The sequence below is a fragment of the Pseudomonas sp. NPDC087336 genome (assembly GCF_044744285.1).
Taxonomy (GTDB): domain Bacteria; phylum Pseudomonadota; class Gammaproteobacteria; order Pseudomonadales; family Pseudomonadaceae; genus Aquipseudomonas.
In genome coordinates, this window is the sequence record NZ_JBIUYA010000008.1 from 208,742 (window position 1) to 226,179 (window position 17,438).

Annotated in this window: 13 protein-coding genes; all 13 read left to right on the top strand. The window is 63.2% G+C overall.

Translation table 11 applies throughout. The annotated features are described in order from the left end of the window. Positions 1 to 24 precede the first annotated feature (24 nt). The 13 genes from ACIO0C_RS10690 (at position 25) to ACIO0C_RS10750 (ending at position 17,417) form a co-directional block, all read left to right on the top strand. Positions 25 to 1,437, top strand: coding sequence for an amino acid permease (locus tag ACIO0C_RS10690; RefSeq protein ID WP_401311336.1), 1,413 nt, complete (start codon positions 25 to 27; stop codon positions 1,435 to 1,437). Between the two features lie 343 nt (positions 1,438 to 1,780). Beyond that, a complete protein-coding gene (locus ACIO0C_RS10695) occupies positions 1,781 to 2,572 on the top strand; it encodes an enoyl-CoA hydratase/isomerase family protein (protein WP_401311338.1) in 792 nt (263 codons plus the stop codon). 69 nt (positions 2,573 to 2,641) lie between these two features. Beyond that, on the top strand, positions 2,642 to 3,802 hold the full coding sequence (locus tag ACIO0C_RS10700) for an acyl-CoA dehydrogenase family protein (RefSeq protein ID WP_401311340.1): 1,161 nt from the start codon (positions 2,642 to 2,644) through the stop codon (positions 3,800 to 3,802). 17 nt (positions 3,803 to 3,819) lie between these two features. Continuing rightward, on the top strand, positions 3,820 to 5,919 hold the full coding sequence (locus tag ACIO0C_RS10705; protein WP_401311343.1) for an acetate--CoA ligase family protein: 2,100 nt from the start codon (positions 3,820 to 3,822) through the stop codon (positions 5,917 to 5,919). Between the two features lie 10 nt (positions 5,920 to 5,929). Then, the gene (locus ACIO0C_RS10710) at positions 5,930 to 7,537 is read left to right on the top strand and encodes a 5-guanidino-2-oxopentanoate decarboxylase (protein ID WP_401311345.1); all 1,608 of its coding nucleotides are present in this window, start codon (positions 5,930 to 5,932) and stop codon (positions 7,535 to 7,537) included. A 24-nt stretch (positions 7,538 to 7,561) separates the two neighbouring features. Next, positions 7,562 to 8,752 carry a pyridoxal phosphate-dependent aminotransferase gene (locus ACIO0C_RS10715; RefSeq protein WP_401311347.1) on the top strand — a complete coding sequence of 397 codons (1,191 nt, stop codon included), beginning with the start codon at positions 7,562 to 7,564 and terminating at the stop codon, positions 8,750 to 8,752. Next, a complete protein-coding gene (locus tag ACIO0C_RS10720; RefSeq protein WP_401311348.1) occupies positions 8,745 to 10,160 on the top strand; it encodes an aldehyde dehydrogenase family protein in 1,416 nt (471 codons plus the stop codon). The genes ACIO0C_RS10715 and ACIO0C_RS10720 overlap by 8 nt, the downstream gene beginning before the upstream one ends. Positions 10,161 to 10,258: 98 nt before the next feature. Then, positions 10,259 to 11,860 carry an ABC transporter substrate-binding protein gene (locus tag ACIO0C_RS10725; RefSeq protein WP_401311351.1) on the top strand — a complete coding sequence of 534 codons (1,602 nt, stop codon included), beginning with the start codon at positions 10,259 to 10,261 and terminating at the stop codon, positions 11,858 to 11,860. Between the two features lie 165 nt (positions 11,861 to 12,025). Beyond that, positions 12,026 to 12,985, top strand: coding sequence for an ABC transporter permease (locus ACIO0C_RS10730; RefSeq protein ID WP_401311353.1), 960 nt, complete (start codon positions 12,026 to 12,028; stop codon positions 12,983 to 12,985). Positions 12,986 to 12,988: 3 nt separating this feature from the next. Further along, entirely contained in the window at positions 12,989 to 13,816 is an 828-nt protein-coding gene (locus ACIO0C_RS10735; RefSeq protein ID WP_401311355.1) for an ABC transporter permease, read from the top strand. 2 nt (positions 13,817 to 13,818) lie between these two features. Next, positions 13,819 to 15,465 (top strand): ABC transporter ATP-binding protein, encoded by a 1,647-nt coding sequence (locus ACIO0C_RS10740; RefSeq protein WP_401311358.1) that lies wholly within the window; start codon positions 13,819 to 13,821, stop codon positions 15,463 to 15,465. A gap of 9 nt (positions 15,466 to 15,474) precedes the next feature. Then, positions 15,475 to 16,179: an NAD(P)H-dependent oxidoreductase gene (locus tag ACIO0C_RS10745; protein ID WP_401311360.1), complete on the top strand. Its 705-nt coding sequence runs from the start codon at positions 15,475 to 15,477 to the stop codon at positions 16,177 to 16,179. A 326-nt stretch (positions 16,180 to 16,505) separates the two neighbouring features. Beyond that, positions 16,506 to 17,417, top strand: coding sequence for a transporter (locus ACIO0C_RS10750; RefSeq protein ID WP_401311362.1), 912 nt, complete (start codon positions 16,506 to 16,508; stop codon positions 17,415 to 17,417). Positions 17,418 to 17,438: the final 21 nt, after the last annotated feature.

Genomic DNA, 17,438 nt, shown 5'->3' on the forward strand with positions numbered 1-17,438 from the left:
CCTCAGCGAGTCGGGGTACCGGGCATGAACGAAAACACCGATCGTAAAGGTATCCAGCTGACTCGGGCCCTGAAGAGTCGGCACATTTTCATGTTGTCCCTGGGCGGCGTGATTGGCACCGGGTTGTTCATGGGCTCTGGCGTGACCATCAACCAGGGCGGGCCGGTGGGGGCGATCCTGGCCTATCTGGTCGCCGGTTTCCTGATGTACCTGGTGATGGTCTGCCTGGGTGAACTGTCGGTGCAGATGCCGGTGTCCGGCTCGTTCCAGACCCACGCGACCAAATTCATCGGCCCGGCCACCGGTTTCATGATCGGCTGGGTGTACTGGATGAGCTGGGCCACCACCGTCGGCCTGGAGTTCACCGCCGCCGGGATGTTGATGACGCGCTGGTTCCCGGCGGTGCCGATCTGGTACTGGTCGGCGCTGTTCGTGGTGGTGCTGTTCGGCATCAACGCGATGGCAACCCGTGCCTTCGGTGAGGCGGAATATTGGTTCTCCGGGATCAAGGTGGCGGCGATTCTCGGTTTTATCGTGGTCGGTGTGCTGGTGATCTTCGGCGCCATCCCGCTGACCAGTGGCGCGCCTGCGCCCATGATGAGCAACCTGATCGGCGACTCGCTGTTCCCCAACGGCATGTCCGCGGTGTTCGCGGTGATGATGACCGTGGTCTACGCCTTCCAGGGCTGCGAGATCATGGGCGTGGCGGCGGGCGAAACCGACCAGCCGGAAAAAAGCATTCCCCGCGCCGTGCGCAACGTGGTGTTTCGCGTGCTGATCTTCTACGTGTTGGCAATCGTCGTACTCTCGGCCATCGTGCCGTGGCAGCAGGCGGGGTTGATGGAAAGCCCGTTCGTGCAGGTGTTCGACATGGTCGGCATTCCCTACGCCGCCGACCTGATGAATTTCGTGATCCTCACGGCGATCCTGTCGGTGGGCAACTCCGGCCTGTACGCCTCGACGCGCATCCTGTGGGCCATGTCGAAAACCGGCATGGCGCCCAAGAGCCTGACACCGCTGAGCAAGCGTGGTGTGCCGTTGCGCGCGTTGAGCATCACCTTGTGCTTCGCCCTGGTATCGCTGATGACCAGTTTCATTGCCGCCGACACCTTGTTCATGGTGCTGATGGCGGTGAGCGGCATGTCCGGCACGGTGACCTGGATTGTCATCGCCTTGGCGCAATACAAGTTCCGCAAGGCCTACCTGCGTGACGGCGGCAAACTCAGCGACCTGAAATACCGCGCACCCTGGTTCCCGGTGTTGCCGCTGATGTGCATCACGCTGTGCTGCTCGCTGTTCGTGTTCCTGGCACTGGATGAAACCCAGCGACCATCACTGTATTGGGGTTTTGGATTTATTGTGCTGTGTTATGGCGCGTACTTCCTGATTCATCGCAAGCGTGGGGCGGTGCTGGCGCCGAGCTTGCCGAGCGTTTAACGCAGGCTGTTCACTTTACCTGTGGGAGCGAGCTTGCTCGCGATGGCGGCATCAGGTCCAACATCATCGTTGCCTGATCCACCGCTATCGCGAGCAAGCTCGCTCCCACAGTGGTTTGTGGCGTCACCTGAACCTGCGCTCTGTCACCAGTTGTTCGAAGTTGTAACAACGCCAACGGCTTTCGCCCCTTTGTCTATAAAAAATACAATAAAAACAACGAGTTAACGAACTCTAGAGCTTGTTACAGCGCATCTGATCCCCGATTGCCGCCTTACTGAACACTCGTTTAGTATGACCTCAAGTCGCATCACCTCAGACCAAACACAATAATTCGAGGACTCGCATGACTACTCACGATTCGCTGCTCAGTCAGGTCGAAGCCGGCGTTGCCTGGATCACCCTCAATCGCACCGCCCAGCGCAATGCGCTGGACATCCCGACCCTGAAAAACCTGCACGCCTTGCTCGACGCCTTCAACGCTGATCCTGCGGTGCGCGTGGTGGTATTGACGGGCAGCGGTCGCAGCTTCTGCGCCGGTGCCGACCTGGCTGAATGGGCCGAAGCCGAGGCGCGTGGCGCCCTGGAAACCTACGGCTGGACCGAAACCGCCCACGCCTTGATGACCCGCCTGCACAGCCTGGATAAACCGACCATTGCCGCCATCAATGGCACCGCCGTCGGCGCCGGCATGGACCTGACCCTGTGCTGCGACCTGCGCATCGCCGGGCAATCGGCCCGGTTCAAGGCCGGCTACACCAGCATGGCCTATTCGCCAGACGCCGGCGCCAGTTGGCACCTGCCACGGCTGATTGGCACCGAGCAAGCCAAACGCCTGCTGTTCCTCGACGAACTGTGGGGTGCCGACCGCGCCCTGGACGCCGGCCTGGTCGGCGAAGTCTGCGCCGACGATCAACTGCTGACGGTCACCAGCGAACTCGCCGCACGCCTGGCCGCCGGGCCGACCTTTGCCTTCGTCCAGACCAAAAAGCTCATGCGCGAAGGCGCCGATCGCAGCCTGGCCGAGCAACTGCAAGCGGAACTGGCCGCCGGCCTGTTGTGCGGTCGCAGCGAAGACGGCAACGAAGCCTTGCGTGCCGCCACGGAAAAACGCCCGGTACGCTTTATCGGTCGGTAGGCGCTGGCTTGCCAGCGAAGCTTTTGGCATCTCGCCCATTTCGCAGTTAACGAACAACAGGTAGCACCCATGAATTTCCAACTGACCCAAGAACAAGAAATGTTGGTGGACTCGGTACGCAGCTTCGTCGAGAAGGAACTGCTGCCCTATGAAACCGAGGTCGACCGCGCCGACGAAGTCTCCCCGGAACTGGCCGCGCAGATTCGCGGCAAGGCGATCGCCGCCGGTTTCTATGCCTTCAACATGCCCGAAGAGGTGGGCGGTGGTGGCCTGGATTACCTGTCCCAGGCGCTGATCGAACGTGAGCTGTCCAAGGTTTCCTGGGCGCTGCATGTATTTGTCGCGCGGCCATCGAAAATCCTCATGGCCTGCACAGGCGAGCAGATAAAGGACTACCTCTTGCCGTGCATCCAGGGCGAGAAAATCGACTGCTTCGCCCTGACCGAACCGGGTGCCGGTTCCGATGCCAACGCGATCAAGACCCGCGCCGTGCGTGAGGGCGACGACTTCGTGCTCAACGGCAGCAAGCACTTCATCAGCCACGCCGGCCACGCCGATTTCGCCATCGTTTTCGCCGTCACCGACACCTATGAACACAACGGCAAGAAACGCAACGCCGTGACCTCGTTCCTGGTCGACCGCAACACCCCGGGCATGACCATCCGCCGCGGGCCCAAGTGCGTGAGCAACCGCGGTTACCACACCTTCGAAATGTTCTTCGACGACTGCCGGGTACCGGCCAACAAAGTGCTGGGCGAAGTCGGCAAGGGGTGGGACGTGGCCAACGCCTGGCTCACCGCAGGCCGGGTGATGGTCGCCGCCAACTGCGTGGGCCAGGCGCAACGGGCGCTGGACGTGTCGCTGCAGTGGGCCGCCGATCGCAAACAGTTCGGTCAGGCCATCGGTAACTTCCAGGGCGTGTCGTTCAAGCTGGCCGACATGGCCACGCAAATCCGCGCCGCCGAACTGCTGACCCTGCACACCGCCTGGAAAATGGACCAGGGCACCATGACCGACGGCGAGGCCGGCATGGCCAAGCTATTCGCCAGTGAAGTGCTCGGCCGCGCGGCCGACGAGGCGGTGCAGATCTTCGGTGGCATGGGCCTGATGGACGAAATCCCGGTGGAACGTATCTGGCGTAACGCGCGGATCGAGCGGGTCTGGGAAGGCACCTCGGAAATCCAGCGTCACATCATTTCCCGTGAACTGCTGCGGCCGCTGCTGCGCTGAGCGCCCGGAGAATCACCATGTCCCAGACCATTCGTGACAACCTCAAGCGCATGCTCGCGCCACGGCATGTGGCTTTTGTCGGCGGGCGCAGCATGGCCCGTGCCCTCAAGCGCTGCGCCGAGGGCGGCTACCCAGGCCAGATGTGGCTGGTCAACCCGCAGAATGACAGCCTTGAAGGCGTGCCCTGCGTGCGCAGCATTGCCGATTTGCCAACCGGGCCGGACGCGGTGTTCATCGCCACCAACCGCGACCTGACCCTGACCTGTGTCGCCGAACTGGCCGCCATCGGCACCGGCGGCGCGATCTGCTATGCATCGGGTTTTGCCGAAACCGGCGCCGAAGGCCAGGCCCTGCAACAGCAATTGCTGGACGCTGCGGGCGACATGGCCTTGCTCGGCCCCAACTGCTATGGCCTGCTCGACTACCTGCACAGCAGCGCGCTGTGGCCGGTGGCCCATGGCGGCAAAGCGGTAGAGAAGGGCGTGGCGGTGCTGACCCAGAGCGGCAACTTCGCCTACAACCTGTCCATGAGCGACCGCTCGCTGCCGGTGGCCTACATGGCCTCGGTCGGCAATCAGGCGCAACTGGGGGTGGCGGAACTGATGGACGTGTTGCTCGACGAGCCGCGTGTCACCGCCATCGGCCTGCATCTGGAAGGCCTGAAGAATGTCCCGGGATTCGCCCGCGCCGCGCACAAGGCGCTGGAGAAAGGCATCCCGATCATCGCGCTGAAAACCGGCGTGTCGCAGATCGGTGCCGAACTGGCCCTCAGTCACACCAGTTCGTTGTCCGGTTCCGATGCGCTGTACGACGCGCTGTTCGATCGTCTCGGCGTGATCCGTGTCAGCGGCCCGGTGAGCTTCGTTGAAACCCTCAAGGCGGCCGCCTGCGGCAACCTGCCGGCGGGCAACAGCCTGATCGCGCTGGCTTGCTCCGGTGGCGATGCCGGCCTGATCGCCGACTATGCCGAACGCAACGATTTGGGTTTGCCCAAACTCGATGCCGGGCAAACGGCTGAACTGGCGCAGGTGCTGCCCAGCTACGCCAACCTGGTCAACCCGCTGGATTTCACCACCGCCATCTGGGGCGACGGCGAAGCCCTGGACCGCATGCTCGACAGCGCCCTGCGCACTGAAGCCGATGCGGCGATGCTGGTGCTCGACTACCCGGCGCAGTTCACCGGCGAGCGCAAGGAATGCGACCTGTTGCTCGATCTGTACTGCGAGGCGCTGGCGCGTCACGGCAAGACCGGTTTCGTCACCTCGGCGTTCCCGGAGCTGCTGCCGCCGCACGCCCGCGAGCGTTTGCATGCCCAGGGCGTGGCGGCATTGCAGGGCGTTGAAGACGGCTTGGCGGCGTGGGGGCGCATCGCCGGTTACCAACGCAAGCGCCAGGCATTGCTGGCGCTCGGCGAATCGGCCCTGGTGCCGCTGTGCCCGCAGGCGTTGGAAGGCGAGGGGCAATTGCTCAACGAATGGGATTCGAAACAGGCCTTGTGTGCCTTTGGCCTGCCGACGCCCAACGGTGTGTTGAGCACACCAGAACATGCCCTGAAGGACGCCGCGGCGCTGGGGTATCCGTTGGTGGTCAAAGCCGTCAGTGCACAACTGCCGCACAAGACCGAAGCCGGTGCCGTGGCACTGAACCTCAAGGACGACATGGCTTTGAGCGCCGCGCTGGACAGGATGCGCGCCAGCATCAAGGCGTACGCGCCACAGGTGGCCTTCGATCAACTGCTGCTGGAACCGATGGCCAAGCCGCCATTGGCCGAGCTGATCGTCGGCATCAAGCGCGAAAACGATTTCGGCCTGGCCCTGGTGATTGGCGCCGGCGGGATTCTGGTGGAACTGCTCAAAGACAGTCGCAGCCTGTTGCTGCCGACCACCGACGGCGCGATTCGCCAGGCCTTGCTGAGTCTGCGTAGCGCTCCGTTGCTGCAAGGCTTTCGCGGTCGTGAAGCGGCGGATCTCGATGCGCTGGTGGCGGCAATCCGCGCCGTGGCCGACTACGCCTGCGAAAACGCCGCGCAGCTGCTGGAACTCGATGTGAACCCATTGTTGGTCGGGGCCGATGGCACGACCGCGGTCGATGCGTTGATTCGCATCGCTCATGCGTGAGGACCTGAACATGCAAAGCAAAACCTTGACCGGTGGCCAGGCGCTGGTGCGCCTGCTGGCCAACTACGGCGTCGATACCGTGTTCGGCATTCCCGGCGTCCACACCCTGGAGCTGTATCGCGGTCTGCCCGGCAGCGGCATCCGCCACGTGCTGACCCGCCACGAACAAGGCGCCAGTTTCATGGCCGACGGCTATGCCCGGGTCAGTGGCAAGCCCGGTGTGTGCTTTGTCATTACCGGCCCCGGTGTGACCAACGCCGCCACCGGCATCGGCCAGGCCTACGCCGATTCGATTCCGATGCTGGTGATTTCCAGCGTCAACCACACGGCCAGCCTGGGCAAGGGCTGGGGCATCCTCCACGAATGCCAGGATCAACGCGCAATGACGGCGCCGATCACCGCGTTCTCGGCAGTGGCCTTGACTGCCGAGGACCTGCCGGAACTGATCGCCCGCGCCTATGCGGTGTTCGACAGCGAGCGTCCGCGCCCGGTGCACATTTCGGTGCCGCTGGACGTGCTGTCTGCACCCGTGACGCGTGACTGGAGCAACGAGGTGGTGCGTCGTCCCGGGCGCGGCATGCCGGCGGCCTCGGTGCTGGATGAAGCCGTAGCGAAACTGCAGGGTGCAAAACGGCCGATGATCATCGCCGGCGGCGGTGCATTGAATGCCGCTTCACCGTTGCAGGAGCTGAGCACCCGACTGGCCGCGCCTCTGTTCACCAGCGTCGCTGGCAAGGGCTTGCTGCCACCGAATGCGCCGCTCAACGCCGGTTCCTCGCTATGTGTGGAACCGGGTTGGAACCTGATCGCCGAGGCCGACGTGGTACTGGCGGTCGGCACCGAAATGGCCGACACCGACTTCTGGCGAGAGCGCCTGCCGCTCAACGCCGAACTGCTGCGGGTGGACATCGACCCACGCAAGTTCAACGACTTCTACCCGTGCGCCGTGGCCTTGCATGGCGATGCGCAACAAACCCTCTGTGGCTTGCTCGAGCGCCTGCCGTGCGAGGTGCGTGATGCCAGCGCTGCAATTGCTTCGGTCAGCGCACTGCGTGAAGCGGTCAAGGCCAGCCATGGCCCGTTGCAATCGATTCATCAGTCGATTCTTGAGCGCATTGGCGCAGAGTTGCCGGAGAACGCTTTCATCAGCACCGACATGACCCAGTTGGCCTACACCGGCAACTACGCCTTCGACTCGCAGGCCCCCCGCAGCTGGTTGCACCCGACCGGCTACGGCACCTTGGGTTATGGCCTGCCGGCCGGCATCGGCGCCAAGTTCGGCGCACCGCAGCGGCCTGGCCTGGTGCTGGTCGGCGATGGCGGTTTCCTCTACACCGCGCAGGAACTGGCGACGGCGGTTGAAGAGCTGGACAGCCCGTTGGTGGTGTTGCTGTGGAACAACGACGCGCTGGGGCAGATCCGCGACGACATGGTCGGCCTGGATATCGAGCCCATCGGCGTGCTGCCGCGTAACCCGGACTTCGCCGCCCTCGGTCGCGCGTTCGGTTGCACGGTGAACCAACCACAAAGCCTGGCCGAGTTGCAGACCGACTTGCGCCACGGCTTCAAGCGCAACGGCGTGACCCTGATCGAACTCAAGCATGCCTGTGCGCACTGATCTGTATTTTAAGGGGATGAAGCCATGCGCTTTTCCGATCTGACTCAACGTATCGCCGGTGACGGCGCCGCCGCCTGGGATATTCATTACCGCGCGCTGGCCATGCTGGAGCAGGGCAAGGACATTCTGCTGCTGTCGGTGGGCGATCCGGATTTCGACACGCCGCAGCCTATAGTCCAGGGCGCCATCGACAGTCTGTTGGCTGGCAATACCCACTACGCCGAGGTACGCGGCAAGCGCACCTTGCGTGAGGCCATCGCCAAGCGCCACCAGCAACGCAGCGGGCAGTCGGTGACAGCGGACGACGTCACGGTGTTGGCCGGCGCCCAGTGCGCGCTGTTCAGTGTGGCCCAGTGCGTGCTCAACCCGGGCGATGAGGTGATCGTGGCCGAGCCGATGTACGTCACCTATGAGGCGGTGTTCGGCGCTTGCGGCGCCAAGGTCGTGCCGGTGCCGGTGCGTTCGGAAAACGGTTTCCGCGTGCTGCCCGAAGACGTCGCCGCCCGCATCACCCCGCGTACCCGAGCCCTGGCGCTGAACAGCCCGCACAACCCGTCCGGCGCAAGCCTGCCGCGCACTACCTGGCAAGCGCTGGCCGATTTGTGCATCGCCCACGACCTGTGGCTGATTTCCGACGAGGTCTACAGCGAACTGCTGTTCGAAGGCGAGCACATCAGCCCGGCGAGCCTGCCGGGCATGGCCGAGCGCACCGCGACGCTCAACAGCCTGTCGAAATCCCACGCCATGACCGGGTGGCGGGTCGGTTGGGTGGTGGCGCCGCCGTCCCTGGCCGCACACCTGGAAAACCTCGCGCTGTGCATGCTCTACGGATCGCCCGACTTCGTTCAGGATGCGGCGGTCGTGGCGCTGGAAAGCGACCTGCCGGAATTGGACGCCATGCGCGAAGCCTATCGCCAGCGTCGCGACCTGGTGTGTGAGCACCTGGCCGATTGCCAGGGCGTGCGCGCCTTGAAGCCCGACGGCGGGATGTTCGTGATGCTCGATATTCGTGAAACCGGGCTGAGCGCCCAGGCGTTCGCTGACCGCCTGCTTGATCGCCACGGCGTTTCAGTACTGGCCGGTGAAGCCTTCGGCCCGAGTGCGGCGGGGCACATTCGCCTCGGCCTGGTGGTTGGCCCTGATCCTTTGCGCGATGCCTGTCAGCGCATCGCCCGTTGTGCCCAGGAACTGATGGAGGCTCAGCCACATGCTTAACCACAAGGCACTGTTTATCGATGGCCGCTGGCAAACCCCGTCCGGCCAGGGCATCGCCGAGGTGATCAACCCGGCCACCGAAGAAGTCGCCGGCAGCGTGCCGTTGGGCGATGAACGCGATGTCGACAACGCCGTGGCCGCTGCCCGCAAGGCCTTCGGTCCATGGTCGCGCACACCGTCGAGTGTGCGTGCCGGTTACATCCGTGCGTTAGCGGAACAACTGAAGACCCGCGCCGATGAAATGGCCTCGGTGATCACCAGTGAACTGGGGATGCCGGTGCAATGGTGCCGTTCGGTGCAAGTGGACGGACCGATCGTGGGGCTTGAGCAATACGTCGAACTCGCAGGCTGGATGGACGAAGTGCGCGAAGTCGGCAACTCCCTGGTGATTCGTGAAGCGGTGGGCGTCTGTGCGTTCATCAATCCCTGGAACTACCCGCTGCACCAGTTGATCGGCAAACTCGCCCCGGCACTCGCCGCGGGTTGCACGGTGGTGGTCAAGCCAAGCCAGGAAACCCCGTTGCACGCGTTTTTGCTGGCCCAGATGATCGAGGACATCGGCCTGCCGGCCGGGGTGTTCAACCTGGTCAGCGGACCGGGTTCCAAGGTCGGCGAGGCTTTGGCCAAGCACCCGGACGTGGACATGGTGTCGTTCACCGGTTCCACCGGTGCCGGGGTGCGGGTTGCGCAGGCGGCGGCGCCTTCAGTGAAACGGGTGTGCCTGGAATTGGGGGGAAAGTCGCCGCTGCTGATCGCCGAGGACGCGGATCTGGCCGCCGCCGTGCGCTATGGCGTGCAAGACGTGATGATCAACTCCGGGCAGACCTGCACGGCGCTGACCCGCATGTTGCTGCCGGCCAGCCGTTACGCCGAGGCCGTGGAGTTGGCACTGGCTGAAACCCTGAGCCTGCGCATGGGCGATCCGCTCGATCCACAAAGCTTCCTCGGCCCGATGTGTTCGGCGGGGCAACGACGCACCGTGCTCGACTACATCAAGGTCGGCCAGCATGAAGGCGCGCGGCTGTTGTGCGGCGGCGATTCGGTCGCGGCGTTCGAACGGGGCTACTACGTCAGCCCGACGCTGTTCGCCGACGTCGACAACCGCATGCGCATTGCCCAGGAAGAAATCTTCGGCCCGGTGTTGTGCCTGATTCCCTACGCCGATGAGGCGCAAGCGATCCAGATCGCCAATGACTCGCCGTTTGGCCTGTCCAGCGGGGTCTGGGCCGGCAGTGCCGAGCGTGCCTTGCAGTTGGGCCGACAACTGCGCGCCGGGCAATGTTTTCTCAATGGCGCGGCGTTCAACTATCAGGCGCCGTTCGGCGGCTACAAACAATCCGGTAACGGGCGTGAATGGGGGGAAGAGGGGCTCAGCGAATTCGTCGAAGTGAAGGCGATCCAGGTGTGACTGTTGGCGATTCAAAGGTTTTGCGCACCGGGTCCTGGCCCGGTGTTTTGCGTGGTTTTGAAGCGGCATTCCATTAGTTTTTGATCAGGGGCAATGCAATGAGCGATAACAAAAACAAGATTACTCAAGCGAACCATGAATTCAGTTTTCCGCGTCGGGACTTTTTGAAGTACAGCGCTGGCGCTGCGGCAATCGCCGGGGCGTTTTCCATGGGCCTGCCGTTTGGCGCCATGGCCGCGGAATCGACGCCAAAGGCCGGCGGCGTATTGCGCTTGGGCCTGGCCGGTGGCAGCACAACCGACTCGAAGGACCCCGGTTCCTGGAGCGATACCTTCACCTTCGTCGGCTTCTCGGCGGTCTATAACACCCTGACTGAAATTGCCGTGGACGGCACGGCGATCCCCGAACTTGCCGAAAGCTGGACCTCGACCCCCGATGCCCGCGTCTGGACCTTCAAGCTGCGCCAGGGCGTGACCTTCCACAATGGCAAGAGTCTGACCGCCGATGACGTGGTGGCGTCGATCCAGCATCACCTCGGCGAGAAATCCACCTCGGCGGCCAAGACCGTGCTGGGCGATGTGGCCAAGGTCAGCGTCAATGGCAGCGATAGCGTGGTGTTCGAGCTGCACTCGGGCAACGCCGATTTCTCTTACGTGGTCGCCGATTACCACCTGGTGATCATGCCGAGCAAGGACGGCACGCCGGACTGGCAGGCCGGCGTCGGCACCGGCGGCTATCGCCTCAAGGACTTCGAGCCGGGCGTGCGCATGACCCTGGAACGCAGCCCCGATTACTGGAAAGCCGGGCGGGCGCACTTCGCCAGTGCCGAGTTGATCGCCATCGCCGACGGCGCAGCGCGGGTCAACGCGCTGGTCACCGGGCAAGTGGATGTGATCAACAAGGTCGACCTCAAGACCGTGGCGCTGCTCAAGCGCAACCCGAACCTGGTCATCGAAGAAACCAAGGGCGCCCAGCACTACACCTTCCCGATGCTCACCGACAGCCAGGTGTTCCAGAACAACGACGTGCGCCTGGCGATGAAGCACGCGATCAATCGCGAAACCCTGCTGGCGTCGGTGCTGCACGGCTATGGTCTGGTGGGCAACGATCACCCGATCCAGCCCGGCAGCCGCTTCATCAACACCGCGCTGGAACAGCGCAGCTATGACCCGGACAAGGCGCGCTTCCACCTGAAAAAGGCCGGCCTGGATTCGCTCAAGGTGCGCCTGCAGGCCTCCGACGCGGCGTACACCGGGGCCGTCGACGCCTCTGTACTGTTCAAGGAACAGGCCCGTGCAGCGGGGATCGACATCGACGTGGTGCGCGAGCCTGCCGACGGTTTCTTCTCCAACGTCTGGATGAAGCAGCCTTTCACCACCTCGTTCTGGTACAGCAGCCTGACCGCCGACCGCATGTTCAGCATCGGCTACGCCAAGGGCGCGGCGTGGAACGAAACCCATTGGGACAACCCCAGGTTTAACAAGCTGCTCAACGCCGCCCGGGGCGAGATGAACGACTCGCTGCGCCGCGAGATGTACAACGAAATGCAGTCCCTGTGCCGGGATGACGGTGGCGCGATCGTGCCGCTGTTCGCCAGCTCGGTGGCGGCGCGTTCCAACCGCGTGGCGCACGGCGGGCAGACCGCGCCATACGGCGAACTCGACGGATTGCGCGTAATCGAGCGCTGGTGGCAGGCGTAACGAAATAGTCGATGCAATGAAAATCCCTGTGGGAGCGGGCTTGCCCGCGATGACGTCGGCACAGTCAACATTGATGTTGAAAGACCTACCGCAATCGCTGGCAAGCCAGCTCCCACAGTGGAATTTGCAATCTTCACCAGCGTGCCCAATTCAAGGAACTGCACGATGAAGAGTATTTTCAAGCTGTTGGGGCAGCGTCTGGCCCTGGGCCTGCTGTCCCTGTTCGCAGTATCAGTCATCATCTTCCTCGCCGTCGGCCTGCTCCCGGGCGACATCGCCCAGGCCATGCTCGGCCAGTCCGCCACCCCGGAAACCGTGGCGGCCTACCGCGCGCAACTGGGCCTGGACCTGCCGCCCCTGACCCGTTTCGGGCACTGGATCTGGCAATTGCTGCACGGTGACCTCGGCGTGTCGCTGGCCAACCAGCGGCCGATCGCCGAACTGGTCGGCACCCGCCTGGGCAACACCTTCAGCCTGGCGCTGTTGGCGGCACTGGTGTCGGTGCCTTTGGCGTTGTTGCTGGGCATGCTCGCGGCGTTGTATCGCAACAGCTGGTTCGACCGCCTGCTCAACACCTCGGCCCTGAGCGCGGTGTCGTTCCCCGAGTTTTTCGTCGCCTACATCCTGATCCTGGTGTTCGCGGTGAAACTCAACTGGTTCCCGAGCATTTCCAACCTCTCGCCGAACGCCAGCCTGGGTGAGGTACTGGAGCGCTCGGTATTGCCGGTGGCGACCCTGAGCCTGGTGGTGATCGCGCAGATGATGCGCATGACCCGCGCCTCCTTGATCAACCTGCTGGCCAGCCCGTACATCGAAATGGCCCGGCTCAAGGGCATCAGCCAGTCGCGCATCATCTTGCGCCACGCCTTGCCCAACGCACTGGCGCCCATCGTCAACGTGGTGGCGCTGAACCTGGCGTACCTGGTGGTCGGCGTGGTGGTGGTCGAGGTGGTGTTCGTCTATCCGGGCCTGGGCCAGTTACTGGTGGACTCGGTGGCCAAGCGCGATATCCCGGTGGTGCAAGCCTGCAGCCTGATCTTCGCCGCCACCTACATCCTGCTCAATACCAGTGCCGACGTGCTGTCGATTGCCAGCAACCCACGCCTGATGCATCCAAAGGGGTAGACCATGAGCCTGCTTAAACAATTGCTCCGGGCGCCGCTGAGTGCGAAGTTCGGATTGCTGGTGATCGTTGTGTACATCCTGGTGGCGCTGTTCGCCCCGGTACTGGCGCCGTTTGGCGAAACCCAGGTGGTGGGCGAGGGCTTCGCGCCGTGGGGCGGGCAGTTCCTGTTGGGTACCGATAACCTGGGGCGCGACATGTTCAGCCGCCTGGTCTATGGCGCGCGCAACACACTGGGCATTGCCTTCCTGACCACGGTGCTGGCGTTCCTGCTCGGTGGCACCTGCGGCCTGATCGCGGCGATCAAGGGCGGTTGGGTCGATCAGGGCCTGTCGCGGGTGGTGGACATCCTGATGGCCATTCCGCAATTGATCTTCGCCTTGCTGATTCTCAGTGTGGTCGGCACCACGGCCACGTCGCTGGTGCTGGTGATCGCGCTGCTGGACGCAACCCGGGTGTTTCGCCTGTCACGCGCCGTGGCGATGAACGTGGTGGTGCAGGACTTCGTCGAGGCCGCGCGCCTGCGTGGTGAAGGCCTGTGCTGGCTGGTGACCCGCGAGGTACTGCCCAACGCCGCGGCGCCGCTGATTGCCGAATTCGGCCTGCGGTTCTGCTTCGTGTTCCTGTTCATCAGTGCGCTGTCGTTCCTCGGCCTGGGCATCCAGCCGCCCACCGCCGACTGGGGCAGCATGGTGCGCGACAACGCGGTGCTGATCACCTTCGGCGACATCAGTCCATTACTGCCCGCCCTGGCCGTGGCCCTGATCACGGTCAGCGTCAACTTCGTCGTCGACTGGATGCTGCACAAGTCCAGTGGCCTCAAGGAATGCTGAACATGACGACATCCAAACCTTTGCTGGAAATCCGCAACCTGCACATCGAAGGTCACTACGAGGACGCCTGGCATCCGCTGATCAAGGGCATCGACCTGACCCTGCAGCGCGGTGAAGTGCTGGGGCTGATCGGTGAATCCGGGGCGGGCAAATCGACCCTGGGCCTGTCCGCCATGGGCTACACCCGCGACGGCTGCAAGATTACTGGCGGCACGGTGCATTTCGACGGCATCGACCTGCTCAAGGCCAAGCCCGAGGCCCTGCGCAAGTTGCGCGGTCTGCGCATCGCCTACGTCGCGCAAAGTGCGGCAGCCTCGTTCAACCCAGCCCATCGGTTGATCGATCAGCACGTGGAAACGGCGGTGAAGAACGGCGGCATCAGTCGTGAACAGGCCATGCGCGAGGCGGTGGAGTTGTATCGCGTGCTGCGCCTGCCCAACCCCGAACTGATCGGCCAGCGTTACCCGCACCAGGTCTCCGGCGGCCAGTTGCAGCGGGTCATGACCGCCATGGCGATGGCCTGTCACCCGGACCTGATCATCTTCGACGAACCGACCACCGCGCTGGACGTCACCACCCAGATCGAAGTGCTGGCGGCGATTCGCGATGCGGTGAAGACCTACGGCAGCGCGGCGATCTACATCAGCCACGACCTGGCGGTGGTGGCGCAAATGGCCGACCGCATCATGGTGCTGCGTCACGGCAAACTGGTGGAGGAGGCCGAGACCCGCAAGATGCTCGGCGATCCGCAAGAGGACTACACCAAGTCGTTGTGGGCGGTGCGCAGTTTCCGTACCGAACCCAAACCCTGCCCGCAACAGGAAAAACCGCTGCTGGAACTGCGCAACAGCTGCGCCAGTTACGGGCAGCAACCGGTGCTGCATGACGTTTCCTTGAAGCTGTATCGCGGCCAGACCCTGGCGGTCATCGGCGAATCCGGCAGTGGTAAAAGCTCGACGGCACGGCTGATCACCGGTTTGTTGCCACCGACTTACGGCCAAGTGTTGTACGACGGTGAGCCGCTGCCCGCGGACTTTCGCCAGCGCAGCAAAGAACAACTGCGGCGCGTGCAGATGATCTACCAGATCCCGGACACTGCGCTGAACCCGCGCCAGCGCATCGTCGATATCATCGGCCGGCCGTTGACCTTTTATCTGGGGCTCAAGGGCAAGGCCATGCGCACGCGGGTGGCCGAGTTGCTGGAGATGATCGAACTCGATCCCGCGACCTTCATGGAGCGTCAGCCCCGGGAGTTGTCCGGTGGACAAAAGCAGCGGATCTGCATCGCCAGGGCCCTGGCCGCCGATCCGCAACTGATCATCTGCGACGAAGTCACCTCGGCCCTCGATCAACTGGTGGCCGAAGGCGTGCTCAAGCTGCTCAACCGCATTCAGCAACAGCTCGGCGTTGCCTACCTGTTCATCACCCATGACGTCGCCACCGTGCGCGCGATTGCCGACGAAGTGCTGGTGATGCAACGGGGCCGGGTGGTGGATCACGGCTCGCGCAGTGCTATTTTCACGCCACCGCACCAGGACTACACCGGCCTGCTGTTTTCCTGCGAACCGCAAATGGACCCCGACTGGCTCGACCACCTGCTGGCCAGCCGCGCCACCCCGAATTCAAACCCTACGCTGGAAAAAGTCTAAGGAATCATCATGAAAGTACTGATCGTCCATGCTCACCCTGAGCCACAATCCTTCACCGCCGCCCTGCGCGACCAGGCTGTCGCGACCCTTGAAGCCCAGGGCCATGAAGTGCAGGTCAGCGACCTGTACAAGATGAAATGGAACCCGGTGGCCAGCGCCGATGATTTTTCGTCGCGGGAAAATCCCGAGTACCTGGTCTATGCGCTGGAACAACGCCTGGGCGTGAAAAGCCAGTCACTGGCGGCGGATATCCAAGCCGAGCTGGACAAACTGCTGTGGGCCGACCTGCTGATCCTCAACTTCCCGATCTTCTGGTTCTCCACCCCGGCCATGCTCAAGGGCTGGATCGACCGGGTGCTGGTGTCGGGCATCTGTTACGGCGGCAAGCGCTTCTACGATCAGGGCGGCTTGGCCGGTAAAAAGGCATTGGTGACCGTGACCCTGGGTGGCCGTGAACACATGTTCGGTGAAGAGGCGATCCATGGGCCGTTGCAGGACATGCTGCGACCGATTTTGCGCGGCACGCTGGCGTATGTTGGATTTGATGTGCTGGAACCGTTCGTGGCCTGGCATGTGCCGTATATCAGCGATGAGGCGCGTCAGCAATTTCTGGTGGACTACACCCAGCGTCTGCAACACCTGAGCGACGACCAGCCGCTGGAATTTCCGAAGCTGTCGCAGTTTGATGAGCATTTGTATCCGCTGCCTCAATAACATCACAAAACCTGTAGGAGCTGGCTTGCCAGCGAATGGGTCGGCACAGATTGCATCGATGTCGGCTGACCTGGCGCTTTCGCCGGCGAGCCAGCTCCTACAGTTTCAAATTCCCCGCCCCATTGTTCTGAATACGCAAACACTGATGTCGCCGAGAATGGAATTGTTGGTGCAGTGGCCGGCTTGTAGCCTCCATCTCGCCGAACACCGGGATCGGCCAACGATCCGGTGGAGCTCCCGCCAGGGCTCATCAAGACGTCATACCTTGCTTTCGGCCTTACGCCCCTTCGGGGGGTTGGCGCCTAATAAAAATAAGGAAGGCAGGTATGAGTATTCGTGCATGGGGTTGTGCAGCGACCCTGTTCGCTCCCGTTCTGGGGGCTGGCATTTTGTTTCCCGCGATGGCGCAAGCATCGGGCATCCCTTTTGCCAGCAACCGGCCCCAAAGCTTTCAGTTCAGTTCGGACTTCACCGAGCCCTACAACTCGGTGGGTCAGGAGTTTGAATACAACGACGACCGCAAGCGCTTCGACGATCACGGCAACAAGGTCGCCGGCAGCAACACCGAGACCTACGTTGGCCTGACGTCGTTGTTGCACTACTGGAAGATGGACGGCCTGCCCAACACCGGCTTCATCGCCAGTATCACCCTCCCGGAAATCGCGGTGCGCGGCAACGGCACGCGGGTCAGCGGGTTCGGCGATCCGCTGGTCGGTGGCCTGGTCTGGTACAACCCGACGCCGCTGCGCACCATCGGTGCGCAAGCCTATGTGCAACTGCCGACCGGCGCCGATTCGGTCAGCAGCGACACCTACGCCTTGTGGCCTTCGCTTTTCTACAACGAATGGCTGGGCAAGGTGAACATCGACCTGTTGGTCGGCGCGATCCTACGCGGCGATGGCCCGCACCACACCGAACCTGGCGACACAGCCCACGCCAACCTGCGCCTGGGCTACAACATCGTCGATCGCCCGACCTACCAGATCACGCCCTTCGTCAGTGCCGATTACCAGAAAACCTTCAGCTCCGATGACCGCAACAACGATGCCATCGAGTTCTCCGAATCCAACGAAACCGCGCTCGGCGCCGGCGTGCTGTTCCAGCTCAAACCCGGCGTGCAAAAGGTCTTCGCCCAGAAAATGTGGGACCAGGTGTCCATCCACTATTCCAAAGGCGTGGAAGGGCGCAACACCACCGTCACCGACGGCTTGTTTGTGCAGCTCTGGCATTACTGGTGAAACCCCGACGCCTGCCTGCGT

What these genes read in the sequence shown, in the direction of transcription:
- ACIO0C_RS10690 (WP_401311336.1), top strand. Translation starts at nt 25, where the DNA reads ATGAACGAAAACACCGATCGTAAAGGTATCCAGCTGACTCGGGCCCTG.
- ACIO0C_RS10695 (WP_401311338.1), top strand. Translation starts at nt 1,781, where the DNA reads ATGACTACTCACGATTCGCTGCTCAGTCAGGTCGAAGCCGGCGTTGCC.
- ACIO0C_RS10700 (WP_401311340.1), top strand. Translation starts at nt 2,642, where the DNA reads ATGAATTTCCAACTGACCCAAGAACAAGAAATGTTGGTGGACTCGGTA.
- ACIO0C_RS10705 (WP_401311343.1), top strand. Translation starts at nt 3,820, where the DNA reads ATGTCCCAGACCATTCGTGACAACCTCAAGCGCATGCTCGCGCCACGG.
- ACIO0C_RS10710 (WP_401311345.1), top strand. Translation starts at nt 5,930, where the DNA reads ATGCAAAGCAAAACCTTGACCGGTGGCCAGGCGCTGGTGCGCCTGCTG.
- ACIO0C_RS10715 (WP_401311347.1), top strand. Translation starts at nt 7,562, where the DNA reads ATGCGCTTTTCCGATCTGACTCAACGTATCGCCGGTGACGGCGCCGCC.
- ACIO0C_RS10720 (WP_401311348.1), top strand. Translation starts at nt 8,745, where the DNA reads ATGCTTAACCACAAGGCACTGTTTATCGATGGCCGCTGGCAAACCCCG.
- ACIO0C_RS10725 (WP_401311351.1), top strand. Translation starts at nt 10,259, where the DNA reads ATGAGCGATAACAAAAACAAGATTACTCAAGCGAACCATGAATTCAGT.
- ACIO0C_RS10730 (WP_401311353.1), top strand. Translation starts at nt 12,026, where the DNA reads ATGAAGAGTATTTTCAAGCTGTTGGGGCAGCGTCTGGCCCTGGGCCTG.
- ACIO0C_RS10735 (WP_401311355.1), top strand. Translation starts at nt 12,989, where the DNA reads ATGAGCCTGCTTAAACAATTGCTCCGGGCGCCGCTGAGTGCGAAGTTC.
- ACIO0C_RS10740 (WP_401311358.1), top strand. Translation starts at nt 13,819, where the DNA reads ATGACGACATCCAAACCTTTGCTGGAAATCCGCAACCTGCACATCGAA.
- ACIO0C_RS10745 (WP_401311360.1), top strand. Translation starts at nt 15,475, where the DNA reads ATGAAAGTACTGATCGTCCATGCTCACCCTGAGCCACAATCCTTCACC.
- ACIO0C_RS10750 (WP_401311362.1), top strand. Translation starts at nt 16,506, where the DNA reads ATGAGTATTCGTGCATGGGGTTGTGCAGCGACCCTGTTCGCTCCCGTT.